Annotated in this window: 16 protein-coding genes; 9 read left to right on the top strand and 7 right to left on the bottom strand. The window is 60.7% G+C overall.

Going from position 1 to position 23,007, the window contains the following annotated elements; genetic code table 11:
- Positions 1–13: 13 nt before the first annotated feature.
- Positions 14–1,597, bottom strand: coding sequence for a peptide chain release factor 3 (locus FQ182_RS03200; RefSeq protein ID WP_149410840.1), 1,584 nt, complete (start codon positions 1,595–1,597; stop codon positions 14–16).
- A gap of 339 nt (positions 1,598–1,936) precedes the next feature.
- On the opposite strand from FQ182_RS03200, the gene FQ182_RS03195 reads away from it, so the two are divergent.
- The 5 genes from FQ182_RS03195 to FQ182_RS03175 all read left to right on the top strand — a co-directional run bounded on the left by FQ182_RS03195 (position 1,937) and on the right by FQ182_RS03175 (position 6,976).
- Positions 1,937–2,653: an ABC transporter permease gene (locus FQ182_RS03195; protein ID WP_149410839.1), complete on the top strand. Its 717-nt coding sequence runs from the start codon at positions 1,937–1,939 to the stop codon at positions 2,651–2,653.
- 20 nt (positions 2,654–2,673) lie between these two features.
- Positions 2,674–3,567: a glycine betaine ABC transporter substrate-binding protein gene (locus FQ182_RS03190; RefSeq protein ID WP_149410838.1), complete on the top strand. Its 894-nt coding sequence runs from the start codon at positions 2,674–2,676 to the stop codon at positions 3,565–3,567.
- 9 nt (positions 3,568–3,576) lie between these two features.
- Positions 3,577–4,230, top strand: coding sequence for an ABC transporter permease (locus FQ182_RS03185; protein ID WP_133099936.1), 654 nt, complete (start codon positions 3,577–3,579; stop codon positions 4,228–4,230).
- Complete coding sequence (locus FQ182_RS03180; protein ID WP_133099937.1) at positions 4,227–5,384, top strand: betaine/proline/choline family ABC transporter ATP-binding protein; 1,158 nt, start codon at positions 4,227–4,229, stop codon at positions 5,382–5,384. Before FQ182_RS03185 ends, FQ182_RS03180 begins: the two co-directional genes overlap by 4 nt.
- Positions 5,385–5,812: 428 nt before the next feature.
- Positions 5,813–6,976 (top strand): type III PLP-dependent enzyme, encoded by a 1,164-nt coding sequence (locus FQ182_RS03175; RefSeq protein WP_149410837.1) that lies wholly within the window; start codon positions 5,813–5,815, stop codon positions 6,974–6,976.
- 66 nt (positions 6,977–7,042) lie between these two features.
- On the opposite strand, the gene FQ182_RS03170 is transcribed toward FQ182_RS03175, so the two are convergent.
- Entirely contained in the window at positions 7,043–7,792 is a 750-nt protein-coding gene (locus FQ182_RS03170; RefSeq protein WP_149411058.1) for a tetratricopeptide repeat protein, read from the bottom strand.
- Positions 7,793–7,794: 2 nt separating this feature from the next.
- Positions 7,795–8,475, bottom strand: coding sequence for a Fe2+-dependent dioxygenase (locus FQ182_RS03165; RefSeq protein WP_149410836.1), 681 nt, complete (start codon positions 8,473–8,475; stop codon positions 7,795–7,797).
- A 217-nt stretch (positions 8,476–8,692) separates the two neighbouring features.
- Here FQ182_RS03165 and FQ182_RS03160 point away from each other — a divergent pair, with 217 nt between their 5' ends.
- Together FQ182_RS03160 and FQ182_RS03155 are read left to right on the top strand one after the other, a co-directional pair.
- Positions 8,693–10,993 carry a TonB-dependent siderophore receptor gene (locus FQ182_RS03160; RefSeq protein ID WP_149410835.1) on the top strand — a complete coding sequence of 767 codons (2,301 nt, stop codon included), beginning with the start codon at positions 8,693–8,695 and terminating at the stop codon, positions 10,991–10,993.
- A 136-nt stretch (positions 10,994–11,129) separates the two neighbouring features.
- The gene (locus FQ182_RS03155; RefSeq protein ID WP_149410834.1) at positions 11,130–13,655 is read left to right on the top strand and encodes a sulfite reductase flavoprotein subunit alpha; all 2,526 of its coding nucleotides are present in this window, start codon (positions 11,130–11,132) and stop codon (positions 13,653–13,655) included.
- A gap of 36 nt (positions 13,656–13,691) precedes the next feature.
- Here the strand turns inward: FQ182_RS03155 and FQ182_RS03150 are convergent, their stop codons facing one another.
- The 4 genes from FQ182_RS03150 to ptsP all read right to left on the bottom strand — a co-directional run bounded on the left by FQ182_RS03150 (position 13,692) and on the right by ptsP (position 20,843).
- Positions 13,692–15,233 carry an alkaline phosphatase gene (locus FQ182_RS03150; protein ID WP_149410833.1) on the bottom strand — a complete coding sequence of 514 codons (1,542 nt, stop codon included), beginning with the start codon at positions 15,231–15,233 and terminating at the stop codon, positions 13,692–13,694.
- Between the two features lie 79 nt (positions 15,234–15,312).
- Entirely contained in the window at positions 15,313–17,031 is a 1,719-nt protein-coding gene (locus FQ182_RS03145) for a PTS fructose-like transporter subunit IIB (RefSeq protein WP_149410832.1), read from the bottom strand.
- 11 nt (positions 17,032–17,042) lie between these two features.
- Positions 17,043–17,984: a 1-phosphofructokinase gene (gene pfkB, locus FQ182_RS03140; RefSeq protein ID WP_149410831.1), complete on the bottom strand. Its 942-nt coding sequence runs from the start codon at positions 17,982–17,984 to the stop codon at positions 17,043–17,045.
- On the bottom strand, positions 17,985–20,843 hold the full coding sequence (gene ptsP, locus FQ182_RS03135; RefSeq protein ID WP_149410830.1) for a phosphoenolpyruvate--protein phosphotransferase: 2,859 nt from the start codon (positions 20,841–20,843) through the stop codon (positions 17,985–17,987).
- A gap of 293 nt (positions 20,844–21,136) precedes the next feature.
- On the opposite strand from ptsP, the gene cra reads away from it, so the two are divergent.
- Positions 21,137–22,132, top strand: a complete 996-nt coding sequence (gene cra, locus FQ182_RS03130) for a catabolite repressor/activator (protein WP_149410829.1) — start codon at positions 21,137–21,139, stop codon at positions 22,130–22,132.
- A gap of 2 nt (positions 22,133–22,134) precedes the next feature.
- Positions 22,135–22,911, top strand: coding sequence for a TatD family hydrolase (locus FQ182_RS03125; RefSeq protein ID WP_149410828.1), 777 nt, complete (start codon positions 22,135–22,137; stop codon positions 22,909–22,911).
- Positions 22,912–23,007 lie beyond the last annotated feature (96 nt).

Genomic DNA, 23,007 nt, shown 5'->3' with positions numbered 1-23,007 from the left:
TACCGCTCAGACCTTAATGGTGTTCGCGGGTCGCACGGAATTTCACATCCGGCCAGCGCTCTTCCATCAGCGCCAGGTTGACCCGGGTCGGAGCCAGGTAGGTCAGGTGACCGCCGCCATCGATGGCGAGGTTTTCCACAGCCTTGATCCTGAACTCTTCGAGCTTCTTCTTATCGCTGCAATCGATCCAGCGCGCCGAGTACACGGTGATTGGCTCGTAGGAGCACTCGACCTTGTATTCCTCTTTCAAGCGGCTGGCGACCACATCGAACTGCAGCACACCGACGGCGCCAAGAATGATGTCGTTGCTGCGCTCGGGGAAGAACACCTGGGTCGCGCCTTCTTCCGCCAACTGCTGCAAGCCCTGACGCAGTTGCTTGGACTTGAGCGGGTCGCGCAGGCGCACGCGGCGGAACAGTTCCGGCGCAAAGTGCGGGATGCCGGTAAAGCTCAGCGCTTCGCCTTCGGTGAAGGTGTCGCCGATCTGGATGGTGCCGTGGTTGTGCAAGCCGATGATGTCGCCAGCGAACGCTTCTTCCAGTTGCTCACGCTCGGAGGAGAAGAACGTCAGGGCGTCGCCGATGCGCACGTCCTTGCCGGTGCGCACGTGGCGCATCTTCATGCCTTTTTCGTATTTGCCGGAGCAGATGCGCATAAAGGCAATACGGTCGCGGTGTTTTGGGTCCATGTTCGCCTGGATCTTGAACACGAAGCCGGCGAACTTCTCTTCCACCGGTTCCACGGTGCGCTCGTTGGCCACTCGGGCCAGCGGCAACGGCGCCCAGTTGACCACAGCGTCGAGCACGTGGTCGACGCCGAAGTTGCCCAGGGCGGTGCCAAAGAACACCGGGGTCATCTGACCGTCGAGGAATTCCTGCTGGTTGAACTCATGGCAGGCGCCCTGCACCAGTTCCAACTGATCGACAAAGCGGTCGTACTCGTCACCCAGGTGGGCGCGGGCCTCATCGGAGTCGAGCTTCTCGATGATTTTCACATCGGTGCGCTCGTGGCCGTGGCCGGCGGTGTAGACAAGGATGTAGTCGTCAGCCAGGTGGTACACGCCCTTGAAGTCGCGGTAGCAACCAATCGGCCAGGTGATCGGCGCAGCCTTGATCTTCAGGACGGCTTCGATCTCGTCCAGCAGCTCGATGGGGTCGCGGATGTCGCGGTCGAGTTTGTTGATGAAGCTGATAATCGGCGTATCACGCAGACGGCAGACATCCATCAGGGCGATGGTCCGTGGCTCGACACCTTTACCACCGTCGAGGACCATCAGTGCCGAGTCGACCGCGGTCAGGGTACGGTAGGTGTCTTCGGAGAAGTCTTCGTGGCCCGGGGTGTCGAGCAGGTTGATCATGTGGTCGCGATACGGGAACTGCATGACCGACGTGGTAATGGAAATACCACGCTGCTTCTCCATTTCCATCCAGTCTGAGGTGGCATGGCGGTCGGATTTGCGGGATTTCACCGTGCCGGCCACTGCGATTGCCTTGCCCATCAGCAACAGCTTCTCGGTGATGGTGGTTTTACCGGCATCGGGGTGGGAAATAATAGCGAAAGTGCGGCGTTTCGCGACTTCGGCGGCCTGGTGGGTCATGGGAAATCGCCTGGCAGGTGAGTCAAAAAAGGGCGGCGAGTATAGCGCAAACCTAGGCCCACGGACCACCGCTCACCCGGTTGCAGTGACTTCAAGGGTGGCTAATTACTGCTAAATATGGAACCTTTTAAAAGGTAGAGACGTCCACTCCCCTGTACCGCACTCGTTACCAGGGCCTGAAAAATCATCAAGTTAGCCTGACGAGGCTGCGCTCATGGCTCGACCTCACGCCGTTTTGCCGGCGTTGGCGAGCTGCTTTTCGCGAGCACATTACCGGCAGCCAGGAATGGCATTGCCGCACGGTAATGTGCGCGCCGACTGAAATAAAGGAGTCCGCCTGTGGCTATTCGCTATGGCAAAGGGCTGATAGGAGGAGCGGTTGTCGTCGCTCTCCTGGCCCTGCTGGTCCACTGGATTGGCATCAACACGATCGAACTGTACCGCGACGATTTGTTGTTTTATCTGCAAGCTCACCTGATTCTCGTCCTTGTTTCCATGCTGGCCGCCCTGATTGTAGGGATTCCCGCCGGTATCCTGCTCAGCCGACCGAACATGGTCGGGCGCGCAGAACGCTTCATGCAGATCTTCAACATCGGCAACACCGTCCCACCCCTCGCCGTACTGGCCATTGCCCTGGGCGTGCTGGGCATCGGCAGCGGTCCTGCTATCTTCGCCCTGTTCCTCGCCTCATTGCTGCCCATTGTGCGCAACACCTATGAAGGCCTGAAAAACGTCCAGGGCTCCCTGAAAGAAGCTGCCGTCGGCATCGGCATGACCCCGCGCCAGGTGCTGTTTCGCGTCGAGTTGCCCAACGCCGTGCCGATCATCATCGGCGGCGTGCGCGTAGCGCTGGCGATCAACGTCGGTACCGCGCCCCTGGCCTTCCTGATTGGTGCCAACAGCCTGGGTAGCCTGATTTTCCCCGGCATCGCCTTGAACAATCAGCCGCAACTGCTGCTCGGCGCCGCCTGCACCGCGCTACTGGCATTGCTGCTCGACGGTCTGGTGACCATGGCTAGCCGCCTCTGGCTGGAACGCGGAGTGCGTGCGTCTTAAGGCTTGGCAAAGGAACCAACATGAAAAAACTGACTTTGATACTAGGCTGCCTCCTGCTGTTTGCAGGGATTGCGCAAGCCGCTGAAAAACCAGTGATCCGCATCGGCGCCCGGGTGTTCACCGAACAGACCCTGCTTGCGGAAATAACTTCCCAGTACCTGCGCACCAAGGGTTACGACACCCGAGTGACCGGAGGCCTGGGCAGCAACCTGGCACGCAGTGCCCAGGAAAGCGGGCAACTGGACCTGATATGGGAATACACCGGCGTGTCGCTCGTAGCCTACAACCACGTTGACGAGAAACTCGACAGCGAACAGTCCTACGCCAGAGTGAAAGAACTCGATGCGAAAAAAGGCCTGGTCTGGCTATCGCCGTCGAAATTCAGCAACACCTATGCGCTGTCGCTGCCAGAAAACGTGGCCAAGCAATACCCGCAGATCAACACCATCAGCGACCTGACCAAAGCCCTCGCCGAAAAAACCAGGGAAAACCGCCTGGTGGCCCTGGACACCGAGTTCACCAACCGTTCCGACGGCATGGCCGGCATGGTCAAGCTCTACGGCATGAACCTGACCCGCAAAAACACCCGGCAGATGGACGCGGGCCTGGTTTACACCGCCCTGCGTAACGGCCAGGTGTTTGCCGGTTTGGTCTACACCACCGATGGTCGCCTCAATGCCTTCAAATTGAAGCTGCTGGAAGACGACCTGCATTACTTCCCAGACTACACAGCAGCGCCCGTGGTGCGTCAGGTTTATCTCGATGCCCACCCGCAACTGGCCGCAGACCTCAAGCCGCTGGCAGCGCTGTTCGACGACCAGACCATGCGCCAGTTGAATGCGCGGGTCGACGTCGATCATGAAAGCCCGTCCGCTGTCGCCGCAGATTTCCTGCGCCAACATCCCATCAACTGAGGAGAAGATATGGAATTTCTGAACGCCTTTTCCCACCTTGATTGGACACAGGTCCTGCACCTGACCTGGCAGCACATCACCCTAGTCGGCATCGCGGTCATTCTCGCGATCGTCGTGGGCGTGCCCCTGGGCGTGCTGATGACCCGCTTCCCGACACTGGCCGGCCCACTGCAAGCCAGCGCCACGGTGCTGCTGACCGTGCCGTCCATCGCCCTGTTCGGCCTGCTGCTGCCGTTCTACTCCAAGTTCGGCCAGGGCCTGGGGCCGATGCCGGCGATCACCGCCGTGTTCCTCTATTCCCTGCTGCCGATCATGCGTAACACCTACCTGGCCCTGACCGGCGTCGAGCCAGGCATCCGCGAGGCGGCCAAAGGCATCGGCATGACCTTCAGCCAGCGCCTGCGCATGGTCGAACTGCCCATCGCCGTGCCAGTGATCCTCGCCGGCGTGCGCACCGCCGTGGTGATGAACATTGGCGTCATGACCATTGCCGCCACCATCGGCGCCGGTGGCCTGGGTGTACTTATTCTGGCTTCCATCAGCCGCAGCGACATGTCGATGCTGATCGTTGGCGCCGTACTGGTCAGTCTCCTGGCCATCTTCGCCGACCTGCTTCTGCAATGGCTGCAACGCACGCTGACTCCAAAAGGACTGCTCAAATGATCGAACTTCAAAACCTGACCAAGACCTTTCAAAGCAACGGCAAGACCATCACCGCCGTTGATTCCGTGAGCCTGACCGTCAACGAAGGCGAAATTTGCGTATTCCTCGGCCCGTCGGGCTGCGGCAAGAGCACCACGTTGAAGATGATCAACCGCCTGATCAAGCCCACATCCGGCAAGATTTTGATCAACGGCGAAGACACCACCGACCTGGACGAAGTGACCCTGCGTCGCAACATCGGCTATGTGATCCAGCAGATCGGCTTGTTCCCCAACATGACCATCGAAGAAAACATCGTGGTGGTGCCCAAGCTCCTGGGTTGGGACAAGCAGAAATGCCATGACCGCGCCCGCGAGTTGATGAGCATGATCAAGCTCGAACCCAAGCAGTATCTGCACCGCTACCCGCGTGAATTGTCCGGAGGCCAGCAGCAGCGAATCGGCGTGATCCGCGCCCTGGCGGCCGATGCACCGTTGCTGCTGATGGATGAGCCGTTCGGCGCGGTCGACCCGATCAACCGCGAGATGATCCAGAACGAATTCTTCGAGATGCAACGCGCGCTGAACAAAACCGTGATCATGGTCAGCCACGACATCGACGAAGCCATCAAGCTGGGCGACAAAATCGCCATCTTCCGCGCTGGCAAGCTGTTGCAGATCGATCACCCGGACACCCTGCTGGCCCACCCTGCCGACGAATTCGTCAGCAGCTTTGTCGGCCAGGACAGCACCCTCAAGCGCCTGTTGCTGGTGAAGGCCGAGGATGCAGCGGATAACGCACCGTCGGTAAGCCCGGAAACGCCAGTGGCCGACGCCCTGGAATTGATGGACGAACACGACCGTCGCTACGTGGTGGTGACCGATGGCGAGAATAAAGCCCTGGGCTTTGTGCGTCGTCGCGACCTGCACCGCAAGACCGGCACCTGCGCGCAATTCCTGCAGGAATTCAACGCCACCGCAGCGTACGACGAGCATTTGCGCATCCTGCTGTCGCGCATGTACGAGTTCAACCGCTCGTGGTTGCCGGTGATGGATGCCGAGCGGGTGTTCCTTGGTGAGGTGACTCAGGAGTCGATTGCCGAGTACCTGAGTTCCGGCAAGTCTCGTGGCGGCAAGACCAGCATTGTTTCGCCAGCCGAGGCTGCGTTGGCCTGACCGAAACCAGTTTGGTGGGGCTGCTCCCCTGTGGCGAGGGGGCTTGCCCCCTCGCCACAGGGGAGCAGCCCTTTCGCCAGCGGTTCCCCCTTCAAATCTCCCTTCCCGGGGAACATCAATCCGTCATGCCTGTCGGTTACATAAGTAGCTGCACATGCCCACACGACGAGCGCGTGTAAAAACGCGACATTTTTAGTTGATCTCAAGCCCCTCAAGTCCTAAAGTTCGCGCCGAACGTCCATGCTGGAAACGATCCATCCGGCTCAAGTACTGACGACGAGACAGCAAGGCCAAGGGAAGCGGTTGATCTCATGGCCTTTTTTGCTTTCGGCGACATGCCTTGGGAAGTAGGCGAACCAAAGTGGGGATACGGAGGACGTTCATTTGCACCCATTGATCAATCTAGTTTGCCAGTAGGAGTTCCCAGCATGTCGATTAAGGTCGAAGACTATTACGCGCGCGAAACCTTCCAGAAAATGAAGGCCTTCGCCGATACGCAAGAAACCCCGTTCGTGGTGATCGACACCGCGATGATCAGCCAGGCCTACGATAACCTGCGCGCCGGCTTCGAGTTCGCCAAGATCTACTATGCAGTCAAGGCCAACCCGGCTGTCGAAATCATCGACCTGCTGAAAGAGAAAGGCTCCAGCTTCGACATCGCTTCGATCTACGAGCTGGATAAAGTGCTCGCCCGTGGCGTCAGCGCCGACCGTATCAGCTATGGCAACACCATCAAGAAATCCAAGGACATCCGCTACTTCTACGAGAAGGGCGTGCGCCTGTTTTCCACCGATTCCGAAGCCGACCTGCGCAACATCGCCAAAGCCGCGCCGGGTTCGAAAGTCTATGTGCGTATCCTTACCGAAGGCTCGACCACCGCTGACTGGCCGTTGTCGCGCAAGTTCGGCTGCCAGACCGACATGGCCATGGACCTGCTGATCCTGGCCCGCGACCTGGGCCTGGTGCCGTACGGCATCTCTTTCCACGTCGGCTCGCAGCAGCGCGACATCAGCGTGTGGGACGCGGCGATCGCCAAGGTCAAAGTGATCTTCGAACGCCTGAAGGAAGAAGACGGCATCCACCTGAAGCTGATCAACATGGGCGGTGGCTTCCCAGCCAACTACATCACCCGCACCAACAGCCTGGAAACCTACGCAGAAGAAATCATCCGCTTCCTCAAGGAAGACTTCGGTGATGAACTGCCGGAAATCATCCTGGAACCAGGCCGTTCGTTGATCGCCAACGCCGGGATCCTGGTCAGTGAAGTGGTACTGGTCGCCCGTAAATCCCGTACCGCCGTCGAGCGTTGGGTGTACACGGATGTGGGCAAGTTCTCCGGCCTGATCGAAACCATGGACGAAGCCATCAAGTTCCCGATCTGGACCGAGAAGAACGGCGAGATGGAAGAAGTGGTCATCGCCGGGCCTACCTGCGACAGCGCCGACATCATGTACGAAAACTACAAGTACGGTTTGCCGCTGAACCTGGCGATTGGTGATCGGATGTACTGGTTGTCGACCGGTGCGTACACCACCAGCTACAGCGCAGTGGAATTCAATGGGTTCCCGCCGTTGAAATCGTTCTACCTGTAAGAGAAGCAGCGGCAAGTTTTAAGCTGCAAGAGGAAGCCCATGCGTGTCATGGGCTTTTTTGTGGGCCTAGGAAAGCTCTGTCGAACGTCGCTGGTAATCCACAGCCATTGCCCGAATCTGCGGATCATTGGCGGCCGACAATGCTTTGTAAGCCACCCGCAAAAACTTCAGATTCCCGCCCGCCAGTGCCTTGCGCAACCATTCCAGCGCTGCATCGATCTGGCCTCGGTCAGCCAACACCGCTGCGTAACTGAACTGCCCACGAAAATCCCCACCTTGCGCTGATCGTCGATACCACTCAACCGCCGCATCCAAATCTCGGGGGCAGAACTGCCCTTCTTCCAGATAACGCCCAAGCAGGTTCATCGATTTGGCATGACCCAACTGCGCTGCCTGTCGATAACACACCAGTGCTTGCTGCTGATCCTCGGCCTCACCGCGACCCGTCGCCAGCAGGTTGGCATAGTTATACAAACCCCAATCAAGCCCGGCGTCTGCGGCCTGGCGATATTCCCGCGCAGCCGCCACGGCATCAGCCGTGCAGCCCCAGCCATGCTCAAAACAGCGACCGAGCATATTGTGCGCCATCAAATGCCCACCTTGGGCCGCGATCTGAAACCAGCGCAATGCCAGTGCCTCATCGCGCTCAATGCCGCGTCCTTCCAGGAGAATCTGCCCCAGCAACGCCTGGGCATCCACCACGCCCTCCTTCGCCGCCATCAAAATCGCCTGGGCGGCGCGCACCGGGGATTCGTAGAGCATGGCCCGCAGTTGTTCACCGTCGAGGACCTCTTCACGGCGCAATTGAAAATCCATAGTCATACCTCAACCCAGCGGCGCAACAGATTGTGATAGGTACCGGTGAGTTGTATCAGCGCCGGGTGATCGGGCACATCCGTGGTCAGTTGCTGGATCGCACCGTCCATTTCGAACAGCAAGGTGCGCTGGCTGTCTTCGCGCACCAGGCTTTGGGTCCAGAAAAACGAGGCGTAGCGGGCGCCACGGGTCACGGCGTTGACCTTGTGCAGGCTGGAGCCGGGGTACAGCACCATGTCTCCGGCTGGCAGCTTGACCCGCTGCAGACCGAAGGTGTCCTGGATTTCCAACTCCCCACCGTCGTATTCGTCGGGGTCGCTGAAAAATACTGTGGAGGACAGGTCGGTACGCACCCGCTCATGGCTGCCCTTGGGCTGGCGCACGGCGTTATCGATATGAAAGTCGAAACTGCCACCAGCTGTGTAGCAGTTGAGCAACGGGGGGAAGACTTTGTGAGGTAACGCCGCTGACATAAACAGCGGATTTTTCCATAGACGATCGAGTATCGCCGCGCCGATTTCCTGCGCCAGTGGGTGGCCTTCCGGCAGTTGCAGGTTGTGTTTGGCCTTGGCCGACTGATGCCCGGCAGTGACTTTCCCGTCGGCCCAATCAGCTTGTGCCAGGGCTTCGCGGATGCGCAGCACTTCCTCGCGAGAGAACAAGCCGGGAATGTGCAGCAACATGGGGCAATACCTGAAAGCAGAGGGTCACCAATGGTAGTGATTCTTATTGTCCATGTACAACCCCACTCCAACCCCAGGGACGAACGAGATCGCAAAAACCGTAAAAATAAAGTGTAAAGAATGTAAATTAAGTGCGAATAGTAATGTATCGCAATTGATAGAAAGTCTTTTTCGCATTATATTCCGCGACCTCACATCCTTGGGGAAAGGACACGTCATGTCCCGCACGTCTATAAAAATACCTGCCAGTTCACCGCGTTTACTGGCCTCGGCCATCGGCGTCGCCATCAGTGCCAGCTCTGTCGCCCATCTGGCGCAAGCGGCTGAAAACACCGAGCAGAAAGGCGAGCGCAACAGCATCTCCCTGGGTGCAACCAGCATCACCGGGCAGGAACAGGACGCGACGTCCTACCAGGTTGAAAAAGCCTCTTCGCAAAAGTACACCGCGCCGCTGGTGGACACCCCGCGCTCGGTCACCGTGGTGCCACAGCAAGTACTCAAGGACACCGCCGCCACCTCGTTGCAGGATGCCTTGCGCACCGTGCCAGGAATTACTTTCGGCGCTGGTGAAGGCGGTAATCCCCAGGGCGACCGTCCGTTCATTCGCGGCTTTGACGCCCAGGGCGACACCTACCTCGATGGCGTGCGCGATACCGGCGGCCAGAGCCGCGAGATCTTCGACATCGAGTCCATCGAAGTCAGTAAAGGCCCCAACTCGTCCTTTGGGGGACGCGGTTCGGCCGGTGGCAGCCTCAATCTGGTGAGCAAGACTCCACAGGCGCGGGACTTCACCAACGGTGGCTTCACCTACGGTTCCGACCAGACCCGTCGTTATGTACTCGACGTCAACCGTCAGTTCCTCGACAACGCAGCGTTCCGCCTGAACCTGATGACCCACGACCAGAACGTGGCCGGCCGCGACACCATCAACTATGACCGTTGGGGCGTGGCACCCTCGCTGACCTTCGGCCTGGGCACGCCAACCCGTGTCAACTTCAGCTACTACCACATGGAAAGCAACGATCTGCCTGATTCGGGGATTCCGTATGGCTACAGCTCGCCCACGGCAACTACCCATGGCCATGACAAACCCACCGACGGCGGTGACAGCAACAATTTCTACGGATTGAAGGACCGCGACTTCCGCAAGACCCGCGCCGACATCAGCACGTTCTCCATCGAGCACGACCTGAACGACAACATGACGCTGAAAAACACCCTGCGTCATGGCAACACCGGGCAGGATTACGTCCTCACGCAGCCTGACGACAGCCAGCGCAACGTCAACCGCTTCGGTACCGTGTGGCGCCGCGCCAACGCACGAGTGTCCACTACCGAAACCACCACCAACCAGACTGATCTGTTTGGCAGCTTCCAGGCCCTGGGCTTTAAGCACTCTTACTCCACCGGGCTGGAATTCACCGGTGAAGAAACCCGCGTCAGCGGCTACACCATCAGCCCCAACAGCAACCCGACCTGCACCGTGGCCGGTGGCAGCAAGGGTGGCCAGTGCACCTCCCTGGGCAATCCGAACCCGGACGACGCCTGGACCGGCAGCATCGCGCGCAATTACAACGGCACCAACACCAAGGCCACTAGCCGCGCCGCCTATGTGTTCGACACCATCGAGCTGGACCCGAAGTGGCTGCTCAACGTCGGCCTGCGCTACGACACCTTTGACACCGTGGCCAACACCAACGCCGTGCCAAGCGCCACCGTACAGGCCCGCAGCAAGGTCAAGGACAACAGCCAGTTCTTCAACTGGCAGGCCGGCCTGGTCTGGAAGCCCCTGGATAACGGCAGTATCTATGCCTCCTACGCCACCTCGGCATCGCCAGCGGGCGGCCTGGTGGGCGAAGGTGTGGATAACAACGCGATCCCTACCGGCATCAACACCAGCGACCTGAAACCCGAAGAAACCGTCAACTACGAGCTGGGCACCAAGTGGGACCTGTTCCACAACCGCCTGTCCCTGACGGCCGCCGTGTTCCGTACCGAGAAGCAAAACACCCGCATCCTGATGGACTCCAATACCTATGAAACCGCAGGTGAGTCCCGGGTCGACGGCCTGGAATTGTCGGCCAGCGGCAAGCTCACCGATCAATGGCAAGTGTTCGCCGGCTACAGCTATCTGAAAAGCGAGCTGGTTGACCCCGGCAAGAACGGCAACCGTCTGGGTGAGGTAACGACCGGTTCCAACAAAGGCAACCAGATGCCCAACACGCCGAAGAACACCTTCAGCCTGTGGACAACTTATAACCTGACGCAAAAGCTGACCATCGGCGGCGGCGCGTTTTATGTCGACGAAGTCTACGGCGACGCGGGCAACACCGTGTACGTGCCGTCCTACACCCGCTACGACGCCATGGCCAGCTACAAGCTGACCAAGAACGTCGACCTGCAGTTGAACGTGCAGAACCTGACCGACAAGACCTACTACGACAAGGCTTATGGCTCGCACTTCGCCAACCAGGCGGCCGGGCGTACGGCGCTGTTGACCACCAGCTTCCACTTCTAAACCGGTAGAGCTATCTGCACAGAGCCCCACGCATCGGATGCGTGGGGCTTTTGCGTGTGAAACAGAATGTTTCTCGACAACCCACGGCATAATGCGCGCCGTGATGAACCTATTCAGATGAACGAGGCAGTCCCACGTGTTGAAGAAAACCCTGTTCCAGTTGCATTGGTTCTTCGGCATTACCGCCGGGCTGGTGTTGGCGTTGATGGGGATCACCGGCGCTACGGTGTCGTTCCAGGATGAAATCCTGCGGGCGCTCAACCCGACCGTACTGACCGTGGAGATGCGCCCAGCCGGGGTGCTACCACCAACTGAACTGGTGCGCACGCTGGAAGCCACTGAAAACAAGACCGTGTCCATGCTCTGGGTGGAGAGCGAAAGCGGCAATGCCGCGCGAGTGTTCTTCACGCCACCGCCGGGCGAACGCCGTGGCCAAATGCGCTACTTCGACCCGTACACCGGCGCCTACATGGGTGACGCCGTCGGCCAGGGCTTCTTCGGCTTTGTGCTGCAACTGCACCGTTTCCTGGCCATCGGCGACACCGGTCGGCAAATCACCGGCGCCTGCACCCTGATCCTGATTTTCTTCTGCCTTTCAGGCCTGTACTTGCGCTGGCCGCGCCAGGTAGCCAGTTGGCGCGCCTGGTTGACCCTGGACTGGCGAAAAAAGGGTCGCAGTTTTAACTGGGACCTGCACTCGGTGTTCGGCACCTGGTGCTTGCTGTTCTATTTATTGGCGGCGCTGACCGGCTTGTCCTGGTCCTACGAGTGGTACAGCCAGGGCCTGAACAAACTGCTGTCCGACGCCCCGCAAAACGAGCGGGTGCGCAATCGTGGCCCAGCGCCGGCAGGTCCCGCACCAACGGCCAACTACGAGGCCATGTGGAGCAGCATCTACAGCAACGCTGGCCCCGCCTTGAGCGCCTACAACATCCGAATGCCAGCCGTTGCGGGCCAACCGGCCACTGTCTACTACCTGTTAAACACATCGCCCCATGACCGCGCGTTGAACCAAATCACCCTGAACCCGGCCACCGGCGAGGTCCAGCGCCACGAACGCTACGCCAGCAAAAGCTTCAAGGCTCAATTGCTGACCAGCATTTATGCGCTGCACGTCGGCAGTTACTTTGGCCTGGTGGGGCGGATCATCCTGACCATTACCGCGCTGTGCATGCCGCTGTTCTTTATCACCGGCTGGCTGTTGTACCTGGACCGTCGCCGCAAAAAACGCCAAGTGCGCGATGCCCGTCAAGGCCTGGGAGAAAACCGCAGTGACGCGCCGACCTGGCTGATTGGTTTTGCCAGCCAGAGTGGCTTTGCCGAGCAACTGGCCTGGCAAACCGCCAGCCAACTGCAAGCCGCCGGATTGCCGGTGAAGGTCCAGGCCCTTGGCAACGTCAGCGAAGACGACTTGCGCCAGTCAGAGCATGCGCTGTTTGTCGTCAGCACCTTCGGCGACGGCGAAGCGCCCGACAACGCCCGTGGCTTTGAACGTATCGTGCTGGGCCGGGACCTGCCCCTCAACGGCTTGAAATACTCGGTCCTGGCCCTTGGGGACCGCCAATATGAACACTTCTGTGGCTTTGCCCGACGCCTGCACTTCTGGCTGACCAACCAGGGCGGCACCCCGATGTTCGCGCCGATTGAAGTCGACAGCGGCGACCAGGACGCCTTGCTGCGCTGGCAACACCAATTGGGTGAACTGACCGGCCATGCACCGACCGCAGCCTGGCCCACCGCCAGCTATGAAAACTGGAGCTTGAGCGATCGCACACTGCTCAATCCTGACAGCAGCGGCGCGGGTGTCTATTTGCTGGAACTGACCCCACCGCAGCAAAGGGACTGGCGGGCGGGCGATCTGGTAGAGGTGCTGCCGCGCAACGGCCCATGGGCCATCGAACATTTCCTTGAGGGCTTGGGACTTGCCGGCAGCGGCAGCGTGTTGGTGGACGGTCTGGCGCAACCTCTCGACCACGCCCTGGCCAGCCGTCAATTACCGGACAATCGTGCCCATCTGGTGGGCATGCATGCCCAGGCTCTGGTGGATGCGCTGGTGCCACTGGGCATGCGTGAGTATTCCATTGCCTCGATTGCCAGCGACGGCGTGCTGGAGCTGATCGTGCGTCAGGAATACCATCCCAATGGCCGCCTGAGCCTGGGTTCCGGCTGGCTCACGGAGCACGCGCCGCTGGGGGCGGCCATCTGCCTGCGTCTACGGCGCAACAGTGGGTTCCACCTGCCGAGCGAACCTGTGCCGCTAATTCTGTTGGGCAACGGCACCGGCCTGGCCGGGCTACGCAGCCTGCTCAAGGCTCGGATCGCCGACGGCCAACAGCGCAACTGGCTGCTGTTCGGCGAACGCAATATCGCCCACGACTACCTCTGCCAGAAAGAGCTGCAAGGCTGGCTGACCAGCGGTGACCTGGCCTTGCTGGACCTGGCGTTTAGCCGGGACCAGGAAGAGAAGATCTACGTTCAGGATCGTCTGCGGGAATCGGCGAATGTATTACGCCAGTGGCTGGCGGACGGCGCGGCGATTTATGTGTGTGGGAGTTTGCAGGGGATGGCGGCCGGGGTGGATCAGGTGTTGGTGCAAGTGTTGGGCAGTGAGGCAGTAGAGCGGCTCATTGAACAGGGCCGCTATCGCCGGGATGTCTACTAGCTGAATGCTCCCACGTGGGTGCGTGGGAGCAATCCGCTAAACCGGCTGCAACTTCTGCTCAAATACCGACACCCCATCCAGGTCCCGCAAGATGACCGTCAGCTCCGCCGTCTGCCCATCAATCTGCACTTCACCGAAGAACTGAAACCCGGCGAACGGTGAGGTGTTTTGCGCCGGCGGCGCCTTTTCGAACACCACTTCAGGACCGAAGGTTTTATCCAGCGGGTTGGGACCAAAACTGCCGGCATTCAGGGGGCCAGCGACAAACTCCCAGAACGGCTCGAAATCCTGAAACGCCGCCCGGTCCGGGTGGTAATGGTGCGCCGCGCAGTAATGCACATCCGCCGTCAGCCACACATAGTTGCGCACCTGTTGCGCGCGCAGAAACGCCAACAGTTCGGCGATTTCCAACTCGCGGCCCTGGGCCTGCCCCGGATCACCGTTGGCGATGGCTTCCCAGCGCGGTACGCCGGGGCTGACTTCGCCATCTGGCACGCCGAGGCCGATGGGCATGTCGGCGGCGATGACTTTCCATTGGGCTTTCGAGGCCTTGAGTTCACGTTTGAGCCAGTCCAGTTGCTCACGCCCCAAGAAGGGTTTCTCGCCCCCCAGGTTGTCATCGTTGGCCTCGCGGTAGCTGCGCATGTCGAGCACAAATACATCCAGCAGCGGCCCGTAGCTGAGCTTGCGATAGATGCGCCCGCCCTGGTCGGCGCCTTGCAGGCGCATCGGCGCATATTCCAGCCAGGCCTGACGCGCACGGCCGACGAGAGTGTTGATGTCTTGGGTTTTATAGCGCTCGTCCAGTTGCTTGCCTGGCGACCAGTTGTTGACCACTTCGTGATCGTCCCACTGCCAGATCTGCGGCACCTCGGCGTTGAAGCGGCGGATGTTTTCGTCCATCAAGTTGTAGCGGTAGTTGCCGCGATACTCATCCAGGGTTTCAGCGACTTTGCTTTTTGCTTCGGTGGTGAGGTTGCGCCAGATGCGCCCGCCTTCGGTGGGTAATTGCGCCGGTACCGGGCCGTCGGCGTAGATGGTGTCGCCGCTGTGGATAAAGAAGTCCGGCAAACGCAGACGCATGGCTTCGTAGATGCGCATGCCGCCAATGTCCGGGTTGATGCCAAAGCCCTGGCCGACGGTGTCACCGCTCCAGACGAAGCGAATATCGCGACGCTGTTGCGGCACGCTGCGCAGGTGGCCAAACCAGGGTTCGCTGGCGACACCGGTCTGGGCATCTTCGAAGTACACGCGGTAGAAAATCGCCTGGTCGGCAGGTAAACCGCTCAGCTCGACGCGGGCGGTGAAGTCAGTGCGGCTGTCGGCCAGGGGAGAGACGAAGCGGCGCGGGTTACTGAACAGGCTGCGCGTGTCCCACTCCACCACCATCCTCGCCGGGCGGTCGCTGCGACTCCAGATCATCGCCCGGTCGCCCAGCAAGTCGCCGGACTGCACGCCGTCGGTCAACTGCGGACGGTCCTTGACCGACGCAATTACCGCAGGTGCCAGGCCGGGCAGCAACAGACCGGCACCGACAGCCTGCATCACACGACGGCGACCGAGATTGAAGTGGCTCATGCAGGTTCCCTCGAAGATCAAAAGGGAAACTTAAGCACGGTGCCATGAAAGGGATGTGACAGTTCAAATGTGAACCGCCTTAGGCTTTAGCTGCTGCGACTGTCAGCTCCACCGTCTCAGGACGTTTGATCAGCGCATACACCAGACCGGTCAGCAAGCTCCCGGCAACAATCGCCAGTAAATACAGCAACGCATGATTGATCGCATTGGGGATCAACATCACAAAAAACCCGCCATGGGGCGCCATCAGCTTGCAACCGAAGTACATCGACAAGGCACCTGTCAGCGCACCACCGGCGATGCTCGCCGGGATCACCCGTAGCGGGTCCTTGGCGGCAAACGGAATCGCACCTTCGGAGATAAAGCACATCCCCAGGATCAACGCGGCCTTGCCCGCCTCGCGCTCGGTCTGGGCAAACTTGCGCCGCGCCAGGAGGGTGGCGATGCCCATGCCAATCGGCGGCACCATGCCGGCGGCCATGGTCGCAGCCATTGGTGCGCCGCTTTGCGCGGCCAGCAGTCCGACCGAAAAGGCGTAGGCCGCCTTGTTGATCGGCCCGCCGAGGTCAACACACATCATGGCGCCTAGCAGGATGCCCAGCATCACGGCATTGGCGGTGCCCATGTTGCTGAGGAAATCAGTCAGGCCCGTGAGCATTTGCGCCACTGGCGGACCCACCAGGTAAATCATCGCAAGGCCGGTAAACAGGCTCGCCAGCAAGGGAATGATCAAGATCGGCTTGAGGGCTTCAAGGCTTTGCGGCAAACGCACTGCATTGCTGATCAGCTTCACGCAGTAACCGGCCAGGAAACCAGCGAGTATCCCGCCGATAAAGCCCGCGCCCAAGGTGCTGGCCAGCAGGCCGCCGATCATACCGGGGGCAAGGCCAGGACGGTCGGCAATCGAGTAGGCGATGTAGCCCGCCAGCAGCGGCACCATCAGCATGAATGCCTGGTCGCCGACGGTTTTCAACGCCGCCGCCAGGGTGCCCTTTTCCTCGAAGGCATGGATGCCGAAGACGAACGACAAGGCGATCAACAAACCACCTGCCACCACCATCGGCAACATGAACGACACTCCGGTCAGCAGATGCTTGTAGACCCCGGTTTTCTCGGACTTGGCCGTTGCGCCGCTGGCCGCACTTTCCTGCTTGCCTTCGGCCAGCGCCTTGTTGAGGGTCGCTTCGGCCTGCTTCAAGGCGATGCCGGTGCCGCAGCGGTAGATTTTCTTGCCCGCGAAACGCTCGGTGGCCACTTCGATATCCGCCGCCAGCAGCACCACGTCGGCATCGGCAATGGCCGCTGGGTTCAGCGGCGTACGGGCGCCCACCGAGCCCTGGGTTTCAACGTGCAGGTCATAACCCAGGCGCTTGGCTGCCTGTTGCAAAGCCTCGGCGGCCATAAAGGTATGAGCCACGCCGGTCGGGCACGCGGTGATGGCGACGATGCGTGGCACCTTGTTGGCCGCCACTGGCACGTCGGTCGCGACATACACTTCGGCCTCTTCAGCGCCCCGGCGCAACACCGCTTCGACATCCTGCAACGCCTGGGCCGGAGTGCTCTGGAACACCCGCTTGCCGACGAAGCGCTGCATGTCCACGGCCGTGCTGCTGACCAGCAATACCCATTCGGCAGCTTCAATGGTCGACTGCGACAACTGGCGCTCCGGGTGTTGCTTATCCACCACCTCGACGCTGGTGCTCCAGCCTTGGCGCTGCGCGGCGGCGTCCAACAAACGGGCGCACAGCACACTGGTGACCATGCCGTTCGGGCAGGCGGTAACAATGGCTAACTTCATGACAAACCCTCTTATTCTTCTGTCAGCGTGCGTACATGGACGCCGCTTTGCAGGCGCGCCAACTGCGCGTCATCGCTGATACCGAAACCAATCTGCGTCACCGCCATCGCCGCAATGGCAGTGGCCCGGCGCAGGGTTTTCTCGGGTGTATCGAAGCAGAGCAAGCCGTGGAGCATCCCGGCCAGCAGCGAATCCCCGGCACCGACCGTGCTGGCGACGCTGACCTTGGGCGGCGTGGCGTGCAGCGCCGTGCCGGGGCTGAACCAGTTAACGCCATCAGCACCGTGGGAAATCACCACATGCTCGACACCTTGCGCGTGCAGCCGAGTGGCCACTTGCGCCTGTTGAGCGACAGAGTCTGTCGGGCAATCCAGGGCATCGGCCAGCTCTTCGGTATTGGGCTTGATCAACCACGGCCCGGCGTTGAGCCCAGCACGCAAAGCGTCGCCGCTGGTGTCGAGGGCGACTTTCAAACCGAGCGTTTTCAGCTGCACCAACAGACCCTGCAACCACTGCGGGCTGATGCCACGGGGCAGGCTACCGGCTACCACCACGGCATCATGGCCGGGGGCAATTCGCTGCAGTTGATCGAGCAACGCCTGTTGCGCCTGCTCGCTGACTAGCGGCCCCGGCCCATTGACGTCGGTGACGCGCCCGTCCTGTTCGGCAATCTTGATATTGCTGCGGGTCTCCCCCGGTACGCGGATAAACGCGTCGACAAAACCACGTCGGGCGATCAGCGCCTCGAAGGCCTGGGGATTGTCCTCCCCGAGAAAACCGCCCACCGTCACCTGATGCCCCAGGTCCGCCAGCACCTGAGCGACGTTGACGCCCTTGCCCGCCGCATGGGTAATCATGGCTTCGCTGCGATTGACCTCACCCGGTTCCAGGCGCGCCAATTGCACCGTCAGGTCCAACGCCGGGTTCAGCGTCAGGCTTAAAATCCTTGCCATTTACATGGCCTCCACTAGGGCTCGCACTTGCTCGGGAGAACCCAACGCCAGCGCCTTTTGCGCGAGGACTCGGGCCTCGCTCATGCTAAATTCTCGTACCCGCGCCTTGACCTCGGGGATGCTGCGGGCTGAGACGCTCAGCTCATCGACACCCAGGCCGATCAACACCGGCACCGCCAACGGGTCGGCGGCCAGTTCACCGCACACACCTACCCATTTGCCGTGGGCATGGGCTGCACGCACGGTGATGTCGATCAGTTGCAACACCGCCGGATGCAGGCCATCGGCCTGGGCCGAAAGGGTCGGATGCCCACGGTCGATGGCCAGGGTGTATTGGGTCAGGTCATTGGTGCCGACGCTGAAAAAGTCCACTTCCTTGGCCAGCACTGGCGCCAGCAAGGCAGCCGACGGCACTTCGATCATGATGCCCAGTTGCAAGTCGGCCACCGGGATTTCCAGGCGCAGACGCTCGGTCATGTCCCGAGCCTGGTGCCACTCATCAACGCTGCCGACCATGGGGAACATGATGCGCAGCGGCCGGTTATCTGCCGAACGCAGCAACGCGCGCAATTGCGCTTCCATGATCTGCGGGCGTTGCAGGGTCAGACGAATGCCACGTACACCGAGGAACGGGTTTTCTTCCTTGGCGATCGGCCAGTACGGCAGCGGTTTGTCGCCGCCGACATCGAGGGTGCGCACCACCAGCGGCCGCCCCGCCAGGCCGTCGAGTACGCGACGGTATTCAGCCTCTTGGGTGGCTTCGTCAGGTGCTTGCTGATGGGCCATGAAAATCAGTTCGGTACGCAAAAGACCAATGCCTTCGGCGCCTTGCTCCACCGCTGCTGCGACACCGGCACTTTCGCCGATGTTGGCGAACACTTCGACGCCATGGCCATCTTTGGTCAGGGCCGGCTCGTGGCGCTGGGCGGCTGCAGCTTGCAGGCGTTGCTCGCGGGTGTCGCGCTCTTGGGTGGCGCGCTGCAAGGTGGCGGCATCGGCGTCGACATGCAAACGGCCGCGCTGGCCGTCGAGCAACAAGGGGGTACCCGAGGTCAGCAGCAACACCGCCGCGCCTGCGCCCACCAACGCCGGAATCCCCAAGGCGCGGGCGACGATAGCGCTGTGGGCGGTGGCGCCGCCGCGGGCGGTGAGAATTCCGGCAACTCGTGCAGGATCGAGGCGGGCCACGTCCGAGGGGCCAACTTCGTCCATCACCAGGATGTAGGGTTCGTCCGGCTCTTGTGGAGTTTCAACGCCGCACAGTTGCGCCAGAACCCGGCGACCGATATCTCGCAGGTCGGCGGCGCGTTCGGCGAGCAAGGCGTCCTGCAAGGATTCCTGCTGTTTGGCCGCAGCTTCGATCACGCTCATCCACGCGGCTTCGGCGCTTTCGCCTTGCTTAAGGCGCGTGTCGACTTCGTCACTCAGTTCCGGGTCGTCGAGCATTTCCTGGTGGGTGATGAAAATCTCGCGAATGGCCTTGGACTTGCTGCGCTCGATCAAGCCCTGGATATCCCGGCGCACGTCAGTCAGCGCCGCTTGCAGGCGTACGCGCTCGATGGCGGCAGACTCGCCTCGCAACGGGTAGTCGAAGGGCTTCAGCACTTGAATGTGCGCCGGGCCGATGGCGATACCAGGTGCGGCGGCTATGGCCTGGATCAGGCTGCCGGACAAGGGCGCGCTGATCAGCGGTTCGACCTCTACGACTTCACGCAGAGCGCTCACGGCGGGCAACGGTTCGACTTCTTCGCCAAGACCTTCTTCCACCGCAGCCAACAAGGCGGGCAAGGCATCGGACGCGATACCGGGTTCGGCGACAAATTCCAGCATTTGCCCACGACGGGCGCCGAGGCTGAGTAGTTTGCTCAGGCTTTTTACCGACACCGCGCCGCCCTGCCCGTCGACAATACGTACGCGGATTTCGCCGTCAAAACTTTTTGCCAGTTGCGCAAGAATCTTTGCTGGCCGCGCGTGCAGACCGTGGGCATTAGCCAGGGCGATGTGCGCACTCGGCCAACCGGCCGGCAGTTCGCCGCCGAGCACTTCCAGCACTGCACGGCTGCTGGTGGCGCGGCCCAGTTCCTGGCCACGACCCTCGATCAGCAAGGCGCACAGGCGTTCGAGCAAGGCTTGATGAGCTTCGCCGAGGCTGGCCAGGCAAAACAGCCCACTCAACGGTTGGCCGAGGTAACGCATGGGTTTGTCCGGGGTGACAAAGGCCAGGCCCGGACGCTTGACCGTCTGCTCGCTGTGCAGCCACCACAGGCCATCGCCCAGGGGCAGTGCATCGACTTGCTGCAGCACGGCGGCAAAGCCGTTGCTCACGCAATCAGCCTGGCGCAACAGACGGGCGCCTCTCCAGACCAGCTCTTCAAAATCGTCGGCGGACACGCCGAGGCCAATCATTTGCGCATCCAAGGCCAGTTCTTGCGGTGCGCCTTGCAGCAGCTTCAGCAAGGCCTCAGCGGAACTGGCGCGGCACAGTGCCTGGCCCAGATCGGTTTCGCCGAGGGCGCGGGTCAGCAGTTGCAACAGGCGCAGATGTTCATCGGACTTGGCGGCAATGCCAATCGCCAGGTAGACGATCTGGCCATCACCCCAATCCACCCCATCGGGAAATTGCAGCAGACGCACGCCAGTGGCGAACACCAGGTCTCGGGTTTCAGGAGTACCGTGGGGGATCGCAATACCTTGGCCGAGAAAGGTCGAGCCCTGGGCTTCGCGGGCTTGCAAACCGCTCAGGTAACCCTCGGCAACCAGGCCGTCGGCCACCAGTTTGTCGGCGAGCAGTTGCAAGGCAACAGACTTATCCACAGCCCTCTGGCCCATGGATATCTGCTCTACGGTGAGCTCAAGCATGCCTTTCTCCTAGTTAGTGCATCAGGCGCACTAGGTATTGTTTTGAATAAATCAGCGAAAAAGCGTTCGAAAAAATTGACTGAGTGGTCAGTTGGCAGAGACAACTCAGCGGCGAACATCGTAAAAATACGCCTGCTGAAACGTTTAATCTAGAATTTATGGCAGATTACGCATTAATTCTGCATCCTTGAAGCGCCACTCGGCGCATGAGCTGCGACAATGGTCACCTGCTGGAATCGGTTACGATTGGACAAAGTGTCGGGGCAAGCTCTAAAAAACAAGGAAATCCCGGTTTGAAACTCAGTGATATTGCTCGCCTGGCCGGTGTGTCAGTCACCACCGCCAGCTACGTCATCAACGGCAAGGCCGCACAGCAACGGATCAGCAGCGCAACCGTCGAACGAGTGCGCGCTGTGGTTGAAGAACACGGCTTTACACCCAACCCTCAGGCCGCCGGGCTGCGCAGCCGGCACACCCGTACCCTGGGCTTTATCCTGCCGGACCTGGAAAACCCCAGTTACGCGCGGATCGCCAAGCTGCTGGAACAAGGCGCACGAGCTCGCGGCTACCAACTGCTGATCGCCAGCTCCGACGACGACGCCAACAGCGAGCGCCAGTTGCTGAAACTGTTCCGCGCCCGGCGCTGTGATGCGTTGTTCGTCGCCAGTTGCCTACCGGCCAGCGACGACAGTTACCGCGAACTGCAAACCAAAGGCTTGCCGGTCATTGCCATCGACCGGGTAATGGAGTCTACGCAGTTTTGCTCGGTGGTCAGCGACGACCGCCAGGCTTGCCAGCAATTAACCAGCAGCCTGCTGCAACCCGTGCCTCGGCAAATCGTGCTGATTGGCGCCCGGCCAGAGCTGAGCATCAGCCAGGAACGAGCTGCCGGTTTCAAGCAAGCGCTGAAAGGATTCGACGGTGAAGTGCTCATCGAACACGGCGAAGCCTTCAGTCGGGACTGTGGCCGACAACTGATGGAAGAATTGCTGCAGCGCCTGGTGCATTTGCCTGACGCGCTGGTGACAACGTCCTACGTCCTGCTGCAAGGGGTGTTCGACGCACTGCATGACTTTCCGCTCAAGTCCCGCCCGCTGCGCCTTGGCACCTTTGGCGACACCCAGTTGCTGGACTTCCTGCCGTTGCCGGTAAACGCCATGGCCCAACAACACCAACTGATTGCCGACACCGCCTTACGCCTGGCACTGGCGGCCATTGAGCAGCAGCAGTATCAGCCGGGCGTCCACGCCATTGGCCGGACCTTCAAGCAGCGCATTCACGAGGCCTGAGCGTGGAGCTGATCGACAGCCATACCCACCTCGACTTTGCGGACTTCGACGCAGACCGCGTTGAGGTCCTGAACCGCTGCCGCCAATTGGGCGTGCGACGAATGGTGGTGTTGGGGGTTTATCAGCAGAATTGGCAGCGGGTGTGGGATCTGGTGCAACAGGATTTGCAGTTGTACGCAGCCTTCGGGCTGCACCCGGTTTACCTGGACGAGCATCGCCCCGCTGACCTGACCGAGATGGGCGACTGGTTGACTCGCTTGAAGGGCCACCGCCAGCTGTGTGCCGTCGGCGAAATCGGTCTGGATTATTTCCTTGAACAACTGGACCGTGAACGCCAGCAATCGCTGTTTGAAGCCCAATTGCAACTGGCGGCAGACTTCCAACTCCCGGCGCTGCTGCATGTAAGGCGCAGCCATGCCATGGTGATTGCCACCCTCAAACGTATTCGCTTGCCACGGGGCGGCATCATCCACGCCTTCGCCGGCAGCCTGGAAGAAGCCCGCGAGTACATCAAGCTCGGTTTCAAGCTGGGCCTGGGCGGCGCGGCGACCTGGCCCCAGGCGTTGCGCATGCACAAAGTGATCGCCCAACTGCCTCTGGATTCGGTCGTACTGGAAACCGACTCACCGGACATGGCTCCCGTCATGTATCCCGGCCAGCGCAACAGCCCCGAACATCTGCCCGATATCTGCGCAGCCCTGGCCGAGCGAATGGCCATCAGCCCGTCAACACTGGCGCAAGCGAGCACCCGCAATGCCTGCGAACTCTTCAATTGGTAACACCCTGACGGGATTGACCGCCTGAAACTTCAGGGTCATGCGATGCCGGTGGCGGGCGTGGCGCAAGACATACACCACACTTACAACGGACAGTTC

It is taken from the genome of Pseudomonas sp. ANT_H4 (assembly GCF_008369295.1).
Lineage (GTDB): Bacteria > Pseudomonadota > Gammaproteobacteria > Pseudomonadales > Pseudomonadaceae > Aquipseudomonas.
The sequence above is the reverse complement of the archived record's forward strand: the minus strand, read 5'-3'. Positions and strand labels throughout refer to the sequence as shown.